This window comes from Afipia sp. GW821-FHT14H12 (assembly GCF_058803465.1).
The window spans coordinates 57,736-73,631 of the sequence record NZ_JBXAOZ010000004.1 but is presented as its reverse complement, the minus strand read 5'-3'; the positions used below and the strand labels follow the sequence as shown (position 1 = coordinate 73,631).

Below are 15,896 nucleotides of genomic sequence, written 5' to 3'. Positions count from 1 at the left end.
GGCCACGCCATGAACATTATGCCAGCCATTGCCGAGATGCCGCAAAGCGAAGCCGACGAGCTTTGGTACAAGGACGCCGTCATCTACCAGTTGCACGTCAAGGCGTTCGCCGACAGCAACAATGACGGCATCGGTGATTTTCCCGGACTGACCGAGAAGCTCGATTATTTGCAGGAGTTGGGCGTCACCTGCCTGTGGCTGCTGCCGTTCTACCCTTCGCCGGGCCGTGATGACGGCTACGACATCGCGGACTATGGCGCGATCAATCCCGACTTCGGCACCATGAAGGAATTCCGCCGCTTCATCACCGAGGCCAAGCGGCGCGGGCTGCGCGTCATCACCGAACTCGTCATCAACCACACCTCCGACCAGCACGTCTGGTTCAAGCGCGCGCGCCGCTCGCCTCCGGGATCGAGCGCCCGCAACTGGTATGTGTGGAGCGACACCGACCAGAAATATCTCGAGACCCGGATCATCTTCACCGACACCGAGAAGTCGAACTGGGCATGGGACGCGGAAGCCGGCGCCTATTACTGGCATCGCTTCTTTTCGCATCAGCCGGACCTCAATTTCGACAACCCGCGCGTGGTCAGTGCCGTCGTGCAGGTGATGAAGCGCTGGCTCGATGCCGGCGTTGACGGCTTCCGGCTCGACGCCATTCCCTATCTCTGCGAGCGCGAAGGCACCAACAACGAAAACCTTCCCGAGACGCATGCCGTCATCAAGCGGCTGCGCGCCGAACTCGACGCCTACGCCAAGGGCAAGGTGCTGCTCGCCGAGGCCAACCAGTGGCCGGAAGACGTGCAGCAATATTTCGGCGATGGCGACGAGTGCCACATGGCCTACCACTTCCCACTGATGCCACGCTTCTACATGGCGATCGCGCAGGAAGATCGCTTTCCCGTCACCGACATCCTGCGGCAGACGCCGGAAATCCACGATAACTGCCAGTGGGCGCTGTTCCTGCGCAATCACGACGAACTGACGCTCGAAATGGTGACGGACGTCGAGCGCGACTATCTGTGGTCGACCTACGCCAACGATCCGCGCGCGCGCATCAATGTGGGCATTCGCCGCCGCCTCGCGCCGCTGATGGACAACGACCGGCGCAAGATCGAACTGATGAACTCACTTCTGATGTCGTTCCCCGGCACGCCGATCATCTATTACGGCGACGAGATCGGCATGGGCGACAATATCTATCTCGGTGACCGTAACGGCGTCCGCACGCCGATGCAGTGGACACCGGATCGCAACGGCGGCTTCTCGCGCTCCGATCCCGCGCGGCTTTATGCGCCGCCGATCATGGACCCGGTCTACGGCTACGAATCCGTCAACGTCGAGGCGCAGTCGCGCAGCCTGTCGTCGCTGTTGAGCTGGACCAAGCGGCTGATCTCGGTGCGCAAGACCAGCAAGGCGTTCGGGCGCGGCAGCATCACCTTCATCCGCCCGACCAATCGGGCCACCGTCGCTTACGTCCGCCAGTATGAGGACGAGACCATCCTCTGCATCGCCAACCTGTCGCGCTCGGCACAGGCGACCGAACTCAATCTCGCGCCATGGAAGGATCGCGTTCCGCTGGAAATGCTCGGCCGCACCACTTTCCCGGCCATCGGCGAACTGCCTTATCTCATCACGCTCGCGCCCTACGGCTTCTACTGGTTCAAGCTGGAAGAAAAGCAGCCCGAGCCGTCGAAGCACGAACCTTTCCCTGAATTCGAGACGCTGGTGGTGCCGGCGGGCTCCACATGGGTCACGCTGGAGCGGACCCGCCGCATCTTCGAGCGTGACGTACTGCCCGTGCATCTGGCGCGCACCCGCTGGTTCCCCCAGCGCTCCGCCTATGCGATCAGCACCAAGGTCACCTCCGCCATCCCCGTGACGGAGGATGGCGCATCCCGTTCATGGCTTGCGATTTTCGAATCCATGCAGCACGGCAAGATGCAACGCTACACGCTGCCGATCCGCGTCGACTGGGTGAGATTCGACCGCGAACGCTACAACCCCAATGCGCTTGCCGCCGTCCGCCAGGCCGCGCGCGAAGGCACGCTGTTCGATGTCGCGACCGACAAGGAATTCATCGAACTGGTGCTCGACAATGTGCGTCACAATCGCACCACCACGAACGGCGTCGACAAACTGCTGTTCGAGCCGACCGCGAAACTCCTCCAGGAGCCAGAAGTCAAAATCGAAAACGTCCACGCGGTCGAGACCGAGCAATCCAACAGCACGAGTCTTGTCGACGAATCTTTCGTCGTGAAGCTCTATCGGCGGATCGAAGCCGGTATCAATCCCGAGATCGAGATGGGCCGCTTCCTCACTGATGTCGTGGGTTTCGCCAACACGCCCGATTTGCTCGGCAGCGTCGAGCTTGTGGAGGGAGACAGGCATTCGGCCGTGGCCATCATCCACCGTCTCATTCCCAACCAGGGCGATGCCTGGTCGGTGGCGGCCAGCTATCTCGACCGCTTCGTGGAAGAACGCCGCCTGCTCAGCGCCGAGGAAAAGAAATCCGAAAGCTCCGAGCAGATCAATTCGCTGCGCTACATGACCCAGATCGGCCGGCGCGTCGCGGAAATGCAGATGGCGCTAGCGAGTCGCCCCGACATCCCGGATTTCGCTCCGGAGCCCGCGACCGCGGATGACCTGAAATTGTGGCGCGAGCATTTCAACGCCAGCGTCACGCGCGTTTTCGAGGGCCTTCAGCAACATCGCGCGACCGCCAAGGAACACGACCGCAAGCTGATCGACGCTTTGCTGCATTATCGAGACGACCTGCCCGATCTCACCGCGTCGTTCCTGACCGAACCGCAGCAGATCCTGAAAGCGCGTCATCATGGTGACCTGCACCTGGGCCAATTGCTGATCGCCAAGGATGACATTCTGATCATCGATTTCGAGGGCGAGCCACGCCGCTCGCTCGCGGAACGCCGCCGCAAGGCTCCCGCCGCGCGCGATGTCGCCGGACTCCTGCGATCGATCGACTATGCCGCAGGCGCCGCCATGATGCGCGCGCGTGCCGCAGTCCCCGACGATGGCATCAACACGCTGTCCGCCGATCTCGAAACCTGGCGCGACATCGCGGCGGAGACGTTCCTGTTCGCCTATCGCGAGAGTGTGACCGACGCCCGGCTGTGGCCGCAGAATTCGCTGGCAGCGGAGCGGCTGTTGAAATTCTTTCTGCTGGAAAAAGTGTTCTACGAGATCGGATACGAACTCGCACATCGCCCCGACTGGCTGAGCGTTCCGCTTGACGGCGCGCTCCGCATTCTTGCGAGCGAAACGGAAGTTGACACATGACTCTCCCCGCCGAAGCCTATGCCATCCTTGAAGGTCGCCATTCCGACCCGTTTCGCTATCTGGGCCTGCACCCGGAGGACGGGCATAATGTCGTGCGCGCTTTCCTGCCTCACGCCTCGCAGGTCGAAGCCATCGACGAACAGGGGCATCGTGCCGAGCTGTCGCGGCTGCACGACGCAGGCCTGTTCGAAGGAGCGCTGCCGAAAGACGTCGGCACCTACCGCTTGCGCGCCAATTACGGCGACAACGTCGTGGAGCTGCACGATCCCTATCGCTTTCCGCCGGTGCTGAGCGACTTCGATCTCTACCTCCTCGGTGAAGGCCGCCACCAGCAGCTTTACGACAAACTCGGCGCTCACCCTATGACGCTGGAAAGCGTGCGCGGCGTTGCCTTCGTCGTGTTCGCACCGAACGCCAAGCGCGTCAGCGTGGTCGGTGACTTCAATTACTGGGACAACCGCCCGCACGCCATGCGTGTGCGCGGCAACGGCTATTGGGAAATCTTCATCCCCGGCATCACCACGGGCAACCGTTACAAGTTCGACCTGGCTGGTCCGCATGGCGAGCAGTTGCCGCTGAAAGCCGATCCGCTCGCATTTCAGGCAGAGCTTCGTCCCAACACCGCTTCCATCATTTTCGACGAGAGCAAACTCGCGCCCCAAATAGCCCCGCCTGCGAAGGCCAACGCTCTCGCCTCGCCGATGTCGATCTACGAGGTCCACCTCGGCTCATGGCGACGGAGGGACGGCAATGAGTGGCTGACCTACCGCGAGCTGGCCGAGACGCTGCCGAAATACGCGCGCGACATGGGCTTCACTCATATCGAACTGCTGCCGGTCAGCGAGCATCCGTTTGACGGCTCATGGGGCTACCAGCCGACCGGCCTGTTCGCGCCGACAAGCCGGTTCGGCACGCCGGAAGACTTCGCCGCGTTCGTCGAGGCCTGCCACGCGGAAGGGCTCGCGCTGCTACTTGACTGGGTGCCGGGCCACTTCCCCGACGACCGCCACGGCCTCGGCTATTTCGATGGCACCGCGCTTTACGAACACGCCAACCCGCTACAGGGCCGCCATCTCGACTGGGGCACGCTGATCTACAATTACGGGCGCACGGAAGTGACCAATTTCCTGGTGTCGAATGCGCTGTTCTGGCTGGAACGTTACGGCGTCGACGGCCTGCGCGTCGATGCCGTCGCCTCCATGCTCTATCTCGATTACAGCCGCCCGCCCGGCGGATGGATTCCGAACAAATATGGCGGCCGCGAAAACATCGAAGCCATCGAATTCCTGCGTCGCTTCAACACCGAAGTATTCGCGAAATTTCCGCACGCGACGACCGCCGCCGAAGAGTCCACCGCATGGCCGCAGGTGTCGCGCCCTGTCGAGTTCGGCGGGCTCGGCTTCGGCTACAAATGGAACATGGGCTGGATGCACGACACGCTGGACTACATCAGCAAGGACCCGATCCACCGCAAATATCATCACGACCAAATCCTGTTCGGCCTGCATTACGCGTTCTCGGAAAACTTCATCCTGCCGCTGTCGCATGACGAAGTCGTCCATGGCAAACGCTCGATTCTCGGTCGCATGCCCGGTGACGACTGGCAGCGTTTCGCCAATCTGCGCGCCTACTACGCTTTCATGTTCGCCCATCCCGGCAAGAAGCTGATATTCATGGGCTCGGAATTCGGGCAGGAGCGCGAATGGGATCACGATCACTCGCTCGACTGGCATCTGCTCGATCAGGATCGTCATCGCGGCATTCAGGCTCTGGTGCGCGACCTCAATAACCTCTACCGCCAGTTGCCTGCGCTGCACGAACTGGACTGTGATCCCGCTGGATTTGAATGGATCATCACCAACGATGCCGACCACAACGTGTTCGCCTGGATGCGCAAGGGCAATGCTCCGCGCCAGCGCTGCCTCGTCGTGGTGAATTTCTCGCCCAATCTCTATGAGGATTATCGCGTCCGGGTGCCCTTCCCCGGCCGATGGCGTGAGGTGTTCAACTCCGACTCCGCGCATTACGGCGGCAGTAATAAAGGCAATGTCGGAGGCCGCGAGACGCTGGAAGGTCTTGTGCCGCACCTCGATCTTACCATTCCGCCGCTCGCCGCCATCTATCTCGTGCCGGACGGCGAATGATGCGCCTGTCCGCCGGCACGCATACCCGTCTTGGTTCGACCTGGGACGGCCGGGGCACCAATTTCGCATTGTTCTCAGCGAACGCGCAGAGCGTCGAACTATGTCTGTTCGACAATCAGGGCCGCCGCGAAATCGAGCGCATCGCGCTGCCCGAACGCACCGAAGACGTCTGGCACGGCTATCTCAACGACGTGTCGCCGGGCCAGCTCTATGGCTATCGCGTTCATGGCCCATACGCCCCGGACCACGGCCATCGCTTCAACTGCCACAAGCTATTGATCGATCCTTACGCCAAGCGCCTCGCCGGGCGCCTTGTCTGGAGCGACGCGCATTTCGGCTATCGCACCGGCAGTTCGCGCGAGGATCTGTCGTTCGACCGCCGCGACAATGCCCGCGGCATGCCGAAGGCTGTCGTGATCGACGAAACCTTCAACTGGGGGCGCCGCGAGAACCGGCCGAACGTGGCTTGGGCCGACACCATTATCTATGAGGCACACGTCAAGGGATTGACCCAGACCCGCGACGGCGTGCCGCCACATCTGCGCGGCACATTCGGCGCGCTGTCGTGCCCCGCCGTGGTCGATCACCTCAAACGCCTTGGCGTCACCACCATCGAGCTTCTGCCGATCCACGGTTTCGTCGACGACCGACATCTCGTGGAGAAAAAGCTCTCCAACTACTGGGGCTATAACTCCATCGCCTTCTTTGCGCCCGAAGCGCGTTATGCCAACAACAGCGCGCTGGATTCCTTCCGCACCGCCGTGGCGCGGCTGCACGACGCCGGAATCGAGGTGATGCTCGACGTGGTCTATAACCACACCGCCGAAGGCAACCACCTCGGCCCGACGCTGTCATTCCGTGGCATCGACAACCTGTCTTATTACTGGCTGATGCCGGACAAGCCGCGATTCTATGACGACTTCACCGGCACCGGCAATTCGCTCAACCTCTCCCATCCGCGTGTGTTGCAGATGGTGATGGATTCGCTGCGCTACTGGGTCGACGTCTGCCATGTCGACGGCTTCCGCTTCGATCTCGCCAGCACGCTGGCACGCGGACCGAACGGCTTCGACCGTGGCGGCGCATTCCTCACCGCCGTGCGGCAAGACCCGGTGCTGGCCACCGTGAAGCTGGTGGCCGAGCCGTGGGACGTCGGCCTCGGCGGTTATCAGGTCGGCGCGTATCCCTCGCAATGGTCGGAGTGGAACGACCGCTATCGCTCCACGCTGCGTCGCTATTGGGCGGGCGAAGGCAGCCTGCTCGGCGACCTCGGCCGCCGCATGACGGGCTCGTCCGACCTGTTCAATCATGACGGCCGCACGCCGCAGGCGAGCATCAACCACATCACGGTGCATGACGGCTTCACCCTGATGGACCTGTTCAGCTACAACGAGAAACACAACGAAGCCAACGGCGAAGACAACCGTGACGGCTCCAACGACAATCACAGCAACAATTGCGGCCATGAAGGCCCGACTGACGACGAAGCCATCGTCGCGCTGCGGCGACAATTGCGGAAAAACCAGCTCGCCTGCCTGTTCCTCGCGCAAGGCGTACCGCTGCTGCTGGCCGGCGATGAGGCCGGCAACAGCCAGCAGGGCAACAACAACGCCTATTGTCAGGACAACGAGATCGGCTGGGTGAACTGGAACGGCGTCGGGCAGGACGGCGACGATCTCACCGATTTCATCGGCAAGCTGACCGCGCTGCGCGCGCACTTTCCGCAACTGCGCTCTCGCCAATGGGTTGACGGATTGAAGGCGGACGGAACCTACGGCGTGTTGTGGCTGACGCCGCAGGCCAACGAGATGGAGGAAGCCGACTGGAATTTTCCGGAAGGGCGATTTCTCTCTTACGTGCTCGGTCCCAAGGAACAAGGCGAGCCGCCATTGTTTATCGTGCTGAACGCCGCACCCGAGCCGATCGAGTTCACTTTGCCGAAGCTGCCCGAATATACAAAATGGTCTTGCGTGCTTGATACCACCACGCTGGAAGCGAACGGCAGCGTTGCATCCGGCACCACGGCAAACGCGCCTCCGCGATCGGTGCTGGCATTCTCGGGGGCTGCATGAATGGCTCCTCCTTCGGCCCACGGCTAACTTCCGACGGCGTTACGTTCCGGCTCTGGGCGCCCGCCGCGAAACGGGTCGATGTCCTGCTCGATGGCGCGACGCATGAGATGCAGCGTGAAAGCGAAGGGTGGTTTACACGAGAGGTTGCGGAGATTGGCGCGGGCACGCGCTATCGCTTCCTGATCGACGGCGAAACGGAAGTGCCAGATCCCGCCTCGTCCTTCCAGCCGGAAGATATCGCCGGCCCCAGCGAAGTGATCGATCATCACAGCTACAACTGGCGCGCCACGAACTGGCGCGGGCGGCCGTGGGAAGACGCCGTCTTTCTCGAGACTCATATCGGCACGTTCACGCCGGAAGGCACCTGTCGCGCGATGATCGGCAAGCTCGACCATCTGGTCGAAACCGGCATCACCGCGCTGGAATTGATGCCGGTGGCGGATTTTCCCGGCCGCTGGAACTGGGGCTATGACGGCGCGCTGTGGTACGCGCCGGATTCCAGCTATGGCCACCCCGACGATCTCAAGGCGCTGATCGACGAAGCGCACCTGCGCGGACTGATGGTGTTTCTCGATGTCGTCTACAACCACTTCGGGCCAGAGGGGAATTATCTTGGCCTCTACGCGCCACCCTTCTTCTCACCAGCGCAGACTCCGTGGGGCAACGCGATCGATTATCGCGTGCCACAAGTGCGCCAATTCGCGGTCGAGAACGCGCTGCACTGGCTGCGTACCTACCGCTTCGACGGACTGCGGCTGGATGCCGTGCACGCAATCGAGACGGCAGAGGATCTGCTGCTGCGCGATATCAGCGTGGCCGCCGGTGCGCTCGCGCGCAGCAGCGGCCGGCACATCCATCTCGTACTGGAGAACGACGATAATCGTGCCAGCCTGCTCGACCCATTCGCTGACCCGCCTGCGGGAAAATATCGCGCGCAGTGGAATGACGACTACCACCACGCCTGGCATGTTTTACTGACCGGCGAAAAATTCGGCTACTATCAGGACTATCAGCCGCCGCTGCCTTATCTCGTTCGCGCGCTTGAGTCCGGCTTCGCCTATCAGGGCGAGCCGTCAACGCATCGTGACAACGCCCTGCGCGGCGAGCCGAGCGGCAATCTCTCGCCCGCCGCCTTCGTGAACTTTATTCAGAACCACGACCAGATCGGCAACCGCGCACTTGGCGACCGGCTTGCCGCTCACCCCGCGGCCATCGAGGCCGCGCTGGCGATCACCCTGCTCGCGCCGATGCCGCCGATGATATTCATGGGCGAGGAGTGGGGCGCGACGACCCCCTTTCCGTTTTTCTGCGATTTCCAAGGCGATCTCGCGCAAGCCGTGCGCGACGGGCGGCGTCGTGAATTCAAAAAGGCTTACGAGGCGTTCGGAGACGAAATCCCCGATCCACTCGCTCAAGCCAGCTTCATCTCCGCGAAATTGAACTGGCAGGACTTGCAAAAGCCTGATGGGCAGCGCCGGCACGATCTCATGCGCAGGCTGCTCGCCGTTCGGCGGCAACATATCGTTCCACATTTGCGCGCGGCGTCTTTCGAAGAAGCCTCTTTCGAGCCGGACGGCGTTCTGTTTGCATCATGGACTCTGGGTGATCGGCTTCTGACGCTGACGGCCAACCTTTCATCCGAACCGAGCGCAAAAGAAACACCGCGCGGCGGGCACATGATCTGGGGCGAACCCGGCATCTTCGCACCATGGGGGGTCTGCTGGACAATGGAGCCCATATGAGGAAGCCCATGTGATGCCATCTGCGATTCCACGCGCCACCTACCGGCTGCAACTCAACGAAAATTTCACGTTCGACGATGCCGCCGCTGTCGTCCCTTATCTGAAGGCGCTCGGCATCAGCCATGTCTATGCTTCTCCTTTCCTGAAAGCGCGCGCGCACAGCCAGCACGGCTACGACATTGTCGATCACAATGTCCTCAACCCCGAACTGGGAGGCGAAGCCGCCTTCGAGCGATTCAGCAGCACACTGAAACAGAACGATCTCGGCTTGATCCTCGATTTCGTGCCCAATCATATGGGCGTGCATTTCGCCGATAACCCATGGTGGCTCGACGTGCTGGAATGGGGCGAGACGTCGCCCTATGCGGATTTTTTCGATATCGATTGGGATCTCTTACCCTATCGCGCCAAGGGTGGCGTGCTGCTGCCGATCCTCGGCACCTCTTACGGCAAGGCGCTGGATGGCGGCGAGATCGAACTGCGCTACGACCCTAAAGAAGGCAGCTTCTCCGCCTGGTACTACGAACACCGGCTTCCCATCGCACCTGAACGTTACAGCGAGATCCTGCGCGTCATCGTCGGCGAAGCGCAAGCCGAACACGATGTTGCCGGACGCGCCATTCTCGATCTGGCCACGCGCTATACCGGTTTGCGCCGCCCCAACCGCCTGGAAGCGCCCGCCTTCAAGGCTGCGTTGCGCGCCATCGATGGCGCGGACGCGGTCATCACGCGCGGCCTCGGCGCCTACCGTGCGGGCAAAGGGCGCGAAGCGCAAACAAAAGCATTGCACTATCTCCTCGAACGGCAGCACTACAGGCTCGGCCACTGGCGGCTTGCGACCAGCGAGATCAACTATCGCCGCTTCTTCGACATCAATACGCTCGCCGGATTGCGAGTTGAAAATCTCCAGACATTCAAGGCTATTCACGCTCTTGTCCGGCGGCTGGTGGCCGAAGGCAAATTGCAAGGCATTCGCCTCGATCACATCGATGGGCTTCGCGACCCCGCGCAATATTGCCAGCGCCTGCTGCGGTTGATCCGGGAAGCGCAGGGAGAAAACCGCGAGTCGTTCTATCTGGTGATGGAAAAGATCCTCGGCGAAGGCGAGGCCCTGCCGGCATTCGCGGGCATGCAGGGCACCACCGGATATGAATGGCTCAACCTGATCTCTCGCGTCCTGCTGGGGGATAAAGGTCTCGACACGCTCGATGAGACATGGCGGCAGGCGAGCAACATCGCGCCGAGTTTCGATCCCGTGCTGCGGGCCGCCAAGCAGCGCGTGATGGAAACGCTACTCGCGAGCGAATTCACCGTGCTGGCGCGGCTTCTGGCGCGCATCGCCGGCGGCCACTACGCGACCCGCGATTTTTCCGCAGACAGCCTGCGGCAGGCGCTGGAATTGTATGTGCTGCATTTTCCGGTCTATCGCACCTACATCACGGCGGGCGGCCCTGCACCGAACGACCGCGCGCTGATCGCGGACACCATTGAGAAGGCGAGAGCCGACTGGTTCGGGGCCAATGAGGGCATTTTCGATTTCCTGCAAGATGTCCTTACGCTCGACCTTGTCGCGCCGGAGCGCGCGACCCGTCGAGCCACCCATGGCCGAAACCGCGTCCGGCGCTTTACGTTGAAGGTGCAGCAGTTCACCGGGCCGATGATGGCGAAGTCGCTGGAGGACACCGCCTTCTACCGCTACCACCGGTTGCTCGCGCTGAACGAGGTCGGCGGCGATGCCGCCGCGACCTCGCTTCCCGTGAAAACGTTTCACGACGCCATGCAGGCGCGTGCCAAGGATTCACCTCACGGCATGACGGCAACGGCCACGCACGATACCAAGCGCGGCGAGGATGCCCGTGCCCGCCTCCTTGTGCTGTCGGAGCTGGCTGGCGAATGGGCAAGCCTTGTCGGGCGCTGGAAATCGTTCAACGCCCGCCACATCGTGACTGAGGGCAACATGCGCGCGCCCTCGCCCGCCTTCGAATACATGCTTTACCAGGCTCTGATCGGCGCATGGCCGCAAACCATCGATGCCGACTTTCTCGCCCGCATGAAAGCCTACGCGATCAAAGCGGCGCGCGAGGCGAAGGCCGAAACAAGCTGGCTCAATCCGCAACCCGCCTACGAACGCGGCGTGGAGATTTTTCTGGAGCGGATTCTCGATGCGGGCCAATCACCCGAATTCCTGTCGTCGATCGATGCCTTTGCCCGGCGCGTATCGCTGATCGGCATTCTCAACTCGCTGTCACAACTCGCGCTCAAGGCGATGATGCCGGGTGTGCCGGACTTCTATCAGGGCACGGAATTTTGGGATTACTCTCTCGTCGATCCCGACAACCGCCGCCCCGTCGATTTCAAGGCGCGCGAGATGGCGCTTGCGGACGTCGCAACGGAGCCGCGCTGGGACGATTTGATCGCCAACGCCACCGATGGCCGCATCAAACTCGCATGGACGCATCATCTGCTGGCGCTGCGCAAGGCCCATTCCGGCGTGTTCGAAAGCGGCAGTTATCTGCCGCTGGAAATCACCGGCCCGCATCGCGATCACGTCATCGCGTTCGCGCGTGTTCACCGCAAGGAAGCAGTGATCGTCGCGGCGAGGCGATGGTTTGCGCCATTCACCGATGGAGGCCGTACATGGCCGAACGGCGCCATCGAAGGCGCTGTCAGAATCGACGGATTTCATGTGAACGGCGCAACCCGCGCCGGGCTGCCTCTCAGCGAGCTGTTCGCTACCCTTCCGGTCGCGGCGCGCGAAGCCACGGTCAAACGCACACATAAAAAGGCCGCCCGGGATCATGGCCGGGCGGCCTAGCGGACGTTGTGCCGACTCAAAGGTCTGGTTCCCTTCCCCCGCGGATCGCGATTATTTGCTGACCCTTGCGGAATTCAATCACTCCAAAGGCCAATATCGCGCCCTCTTCACAGCTTTCCGGCGGGCAAAGCGTTGCTTCGCACAAAAGCATCCGCTTGCGGTTTCAAATATCGGGAATATCTCAGGAGAGAATCAGGAGATCGCAGAGTGTCGAAGCCGCTTGTCGTTTCAATTCCCCACAACCTCGGCCGCGAGGAAGCCGTCCGCCGCATGAAAAGCGGCCTCGCCGGTGCCCGCACGCAATACGGCCATTTGCTCACCGTGAACGAGGAAACCTGGAACGACAACCAGTTGACCTTCCGCGTCACCGCGCTGGCGCAGGCCGTCAGCGGCAACATCGATGTCACGGACGATCACGTGCGGCTTGAGGTGATGCTGCCCTGGCTGCTGGCGAAACTCGCCGAGCGCGCGCAGGCCGTGATCGGCGATAAGGGCCGCCTGATGCTGGAGAAGAAATAAAGCGCACAAAAAAAAAGCCGGCTGCACGTATGCAGCCGGCTTTTCGCCTTTCACTGATAGGCCGTCGCCAGATAGTCCACGATCTTCGGAATATCGTTCGCCTCGATCGGCGCCCCGTAGACCTTGATCATCTTGTTGACTTCGGCGGTCCAGAAGTCCTTGCCGAACTTCGGGCCACGCGGCTGGGTCTGGACGTAGTCGGCCGAATGGCAACCAGTGCAATTGGCCTGGACTACATCGAGATTCGGTCCCGGCTTGAACTGCGCGGTTTCCTGGGGGAGCTTGATGCTGACCGGTTTGGCTTGCAGGCCGCTCACAGCCATCACAAATCCCGCAGCCGCACCCAGCGCGGCTAGACGGGTGACAATCCTGAACATGCTCATGATGCCCTCCCTCAAGCCACTGTCACGGACGTGGTTTCGATGACGTTGCGCATGTAGCCCGCCGGATTGAACACCGCCTTCTCGGGCTGCACCTTGCCGCCATTGCTGGTGGCCCGCACTTTCAACTCGTGCACGCCCGCCGACAGCTTCACAGGCAAGGTCCACTCCCGGAAGGAATAGTTGCCGAGATCCTTGCCGAGCTTCGCCGCCTTCCAAGTTTTGCCGCCATCGGTGGACACATCGACCTGCTTGATGCCGGTGCCGCCGTCGAAAGCAATGCCCCTGAGGGTGATATTGCCGGATTTCAGCTTCGCGCCGCTCTGCACGCTGGTGATGAACGAACGGACGGTGAAGCGGTTGATCGGCACGGTCGCCTTCGGCGCGGTGCCGGGCTCGACGCAGGCGCACTCGTTGTCGGGAATGCGGTACGCCGTCTTCATCCAGAAATTATCGTACACCTTGTCGATGACGGTGATCTCGTTGAGATGCTTGACCCAGTACGTGCCGTAATAACCGGGCACCACGAGGCGCAACGGAAAACCGTTGAGCATCGGCAGATCTTCGCCGTTCATCGAATAGGCCAGCATCACCTCGCCATTGGTCGCGACGTCCAGATCCAGCGCCTTGGCGAAGTCCGGCGTGGTGTCCATCACCGGGCCGTCGAGGCCACCAAACACCACCTGTTTGGCGCCGGCCTGCACGCCGGCCTTTTCCAGCACCGCCTTGAGCGGCACGCCCTTCCAGCGCGCGTTGCCCATCGCGCCATTGCCGGACTGGCCGCCAGCAACCCGCGGATCGGAGAAGGCACGGCTGTTGCCGGAGCATTGCGTCACGGCGACGATGGTTTTCGAAGGCATCTTCTTGAGGTCGGCCAGCGACAGCTTCAGCGGCTTGTCGACCTTGCCTTTGACGTCCACCGTGAACTTGGCGGGATCGATCTCCAGCGGAATTCCGGCGAGATGATACCGGACGAAGAAAGCATCGTTCGGCGTGATCACGCTTTCATTGAACACCGAGAACGGCGTCTCCAGTTGCGGAGGCCGGCTCGTCTGCACGATCATGGTTCGTTTTTGAGGGAACTTGCCGAGCGGCCTGGTGCCATTTCCGAATGGCAGCGTGACGGTTTCCTCGGCGAAGGCGAGCGTCGACTTACCCAGCAGGCTCGTGCCTGCCAGCAATGCAACGCCGCCCTGGAGCACAGAGCGTCGGTCGATCATTATCTTCCTCCCAAGGGACATATTCCCTTGGGAGAATTGAGCCACGAGATTTCAAAGTGTTCCAGACATTAATTCCGCAAACCGGAATTCTCGCCTTACGACATTTGTCGTACAAGAACCCCGACGGATTTTGCAGGAACTTATATCGCCTGCGTCACCAGTTTGGTGTTCAGATAGGCCTCGACAGCCTCGATGCCGCCTTCGGAACCATAGCCGGAATCCTTGATGCCGCCGAACGGCAGTTCCGGCAGCGCGATGCCATGATGGTTGATGCTGACCATGCCGCTTTCGATGTCGCGGCCGAGACCTGCCATGGTTTTCGCCGAGGTCGTGTAGGCATAGGCCGCCAGACCGTACGGCAGGCGGTTGGCCTCGGTGACCACCTCATCATAATCGGAGAAGCGGTTGATCATGGCGACGGGGCCGAACGGCTCCTCGGTCATCATGCGCGCCGAAAGCGGTACGTCCGTCAGCACCGTCGGCTTGAAGAAATAGCCGCGATTGCCGATCCGCTCGCCGCCGGTCGCCACCTTGGCGCCACGCGAAGTGGCATCCGCAACCAGCGTTTCCATCGCCTCGATCCGGCGATTGTTGGCGAGCGGCCCCATCCGCACGCCCTTCTCCATGCCGTTGCCGACCTTGAGGTCCTCGGCGGCCTCCACGAAGCCATCGAGGAATTGCTGATAGACCTTTTCCTGCACCAGGAAGCGCGTCGGCGCGACGCAGACCTGACCGGCATTGCGGAACTTATTGGCGGACAAAATCTTCACCGCCTGCGCCACGTCGGCATCGTTGAACACCAGCGCGGGCGCATGTCCGCCCAATTCCATCGTCACGCGCTTCATGTGGCTGCCAGCCATGGCCGCCAGTTGCTTGCCGACGGCGGTGGAGCCCGTGAACGAGATTTTCTTGATGACAGGATGCGGGATCAAATAGGAGGAGATTTCGGCCGGAATGCCGAACACGATATTGACGACGCCCGCCGGAATACCGGCATCGGCAAACACGCCGATCAAGGCGGCGCAGCTTGCCGGGGTTTCCTCCGGCCCCTTCAGGATGACCGAACAACCCGCCGCCAATGCCGCCGAGACCTTGCGGACGGCCTGATTGAGCGGAAAATTCCAGGGCGTGAACGCGGCTGCAACGCCGACCGGCTCCTTCACCACCATCTGGGTCACGTTCGTCGCCCGCGCCGGAACGAGGCGTCCATAGGTGCGGCGCGCTTCCTCCGCGAACCATTCGATGGTGTCGGCGGCACCCGCCGTCTCGGCCCGGGATTCCACCAGCGGCTTGCCCTGCTCCAGAGTCATCAGGGTGGCGATGGTATCGGCCCGCTCGCGCAGCAGCTCGGCAGCGCGGCGGATCAGCTTCGAACGATCAAGTGCTCCGACCTTGCGCCATACCTCGAACCCGCGCTGCGCCGCGGCCAGCGCCTCGTCGAGATCCGCCTGTCCGGCATGCGCAAGCGTGCCGATTGTCTCCTCCGTGGCCGGGTTCAGCACCGGCAGGCGCGGTTTGCTTCCGTCGCGCCAGCGTCCGTCGATGAAAAGCTGGGTGTCAGAGTATGAGGTCATCGGCAAAGTCCTTGTACGGAAGGAAACGGAGCGTGCCGTAGCACGGAAAGGATGCAGACGCATAAACTAAGGCCGCTTCCGCAACAAACCACTCCCGAAATGGCAGACGGGCCATGCACCGCCCTCTTTC

Annotated in this window: 9 protein-coding genes; 6 read left to right on the top strand and 3 right to left on the bottom strand. The window is 61.9% G+C overall.

The window, feature by feature from the left end:
• The first annotated feature begins 9 nt into the window (after positions 1-9).
• From treS to AC1RNA_RS15935, 6 genes are all read left to right on the top strand, one after another.
• Positions 10-3,300 carry a maltose alpha-D-glucosyltransferase gene (gene treS, locus AC1RNA_RS15960; RefSeq protein ID WP_492951728.1) on the top strand — a complete coding sequence of 1,097 codons (3,291 nt, stop codon included), beginning with the start codon at positions 10-12 and terminating at the stop codon, positions 3,298-3,300.
• A complete protein-coding gene (glgB, locus tag AC1RNA_RS15955; RefSeq protein WP_492951727.1) occupies positions 3,297-5,444 on the top strand; it encodes a 1,4-alpha-glucan branching protein GlgB in 2,148 nt (715 codons plus the stop codon). Before treS ends, glgB begins: the two co-directional genes overlap by 4 nt.
• Entirely contained in the window at positions 5,444-7,516 is a 2,073-nt protein-coding gene (gene glgX / locus AC1RNA_RS15950; RefSeq protein WP_492951781.1) for a glycogen debranching protein GlgX, read from the top strand. Before glgB ends, glgX begins: the two co-directional genes overlap by 1 nt.
• Complete coding sequence (gene treZ / locus AC1RNA_RS15945) at positions 7,513-9,258, top strand: malto-oligosyltrehalose trehalohydrolase (protein ID WP_492951726.1); 1,746 nt, start codon at positions 7,513-7,515, stop codon at positions 9,256-9,258. The genes glgX and treZ overlap by 4 nt, the downstream gene beginning before the upstream one ends.
• A 13-nt stretch (positions 9,259-9,271) precedes the next feature.
• Positions 9,272-12,073: a malto-oligosyltrehalose synthase gene (gene treY / locus AC1RNA_RS15940; RefSeq protein ID WP_492951725.1), complete on the top strand. Its 2,802-nt coding sequence runs from the start codon at positions 9,272-9,274 to the stop codon at positions 12,071-12,073.
• A gap of 207 nt (positions 12,074-12,280) precedes the next feature.
• Positions 12,281-12,592 carry a polyhydroxyalkanoic acid system family protein gene (locus AC1RNA_RS15935; RefSeq protein WP_492951724.1) on the top strand — a complete coding sequence of 104 codons (312 nt, stop codon included), beginning with the start codon at positions 12,281-12,283 and terminating at the stop codon, positions 12,590-12,592.
• 50 nt (positions 12,593-12,642) lie between these two features.
• Here AC1RNA_RS15935 and sorB read toward each other — a convergent pair whose 3' ends face one another.
• From sorB to AC1RNA_RS15920, 3 genes are all read right to left on the bottom strand, one after another.
• Positions 12,643-12,975 (bottom strand): SorB family sulfite dehydrogenase c-type cytochrome subunit, encoded by a 333-nt coding sequence (gene sorB / locus AC1RNA_RS15930; protein ID WP_009340262.1) that lies wholly within the window; start codon positions 12,973-12,975, stop codon positions 12,643-12,645.
• 11 nt (positions 12,976-12,986) lie between these two features.
• Complete coding sequence (gene sorA, locus AC1RNA_RS15925; RefSeq protein WP_492951723.1) at positions 12,987-14,192, bottom strand: SorA family sulfite dehydrogenase catalytic subunit; 1,206 nt, start codon at positions 14,190-14,192, stop codon at positions 12,987-12,989.
• Positions 14,193-14,332: 140 nt separating this feature from the next.
• Positions 14,333-15,766, bottom strand: coding sequence for an NAD-dependent succinate-semialdehyde dehydrogenase (locus AC1RNA_RS15920; RefSeq protein ID WP_492951722.1), 1,434 nt, complete (start codon positions 15,764-15,766; stop codon positions 14,333-14,335).
• Between the last annotated feature and the right edge of the window lie 130 nt (positions 15,767-15,896).

Bases quoted from the DNA above. Each gene is read 5' to 3' on its own strand.
- glgX (WP_492951781.1), top strand. From the start codon at position 5,444: ATGCGCCTGTCCGCCGGCACGCATACCCGTCTTGGTTCGACCTGGGAC.
- treZ (WP_492951726.1), top strand. From the start codon at position 7,513: ATGAATGGCTCCTCCTTCGGCCCACGGCTAACTTCCGACGGCGTTACG.
- sorB (WP_009340262.1), bottom strand. From the start codon at position 12,975: ATGAGCATGTTCAGGATTGTCACCCGTCTAGCCGCGCTGGGTGCGGCT.
- treY (WP_492951725.1), top strand. From the start codon at position 9,272: ATGCCATCTGCGATTCCACGCGCCACCTACCGGCTGCAACTCAACGAA.
- AC1RNA_RS15920 (WP_492951722.1), bottom strand. From the start codon at position 15,766: ATGACCTCATACTCTGACACCCAGCTTTTCATCGACGGACGCTGGCGC.
- treS (WP_492951728.1), top strand. From the start codon at position 10: ATGAACATTATGCCAGCCATTGCCGAGATGCCGCAAAGCGAAGCCGAC.
- glgB (WP_492951727.1), top strand. From the start codon at position 3,297: ATGACTCTCCCCGCCGAAGCCTATGCCATCCTTGAAGGTCGCCATTCC.
- sorA (WP_492951723.1), bottom strand. From the start codon at position 14,192: ATGATCGACCGACGCTCTGTGCTCCAGGGCGGCGTTGCATTGCTGGCA.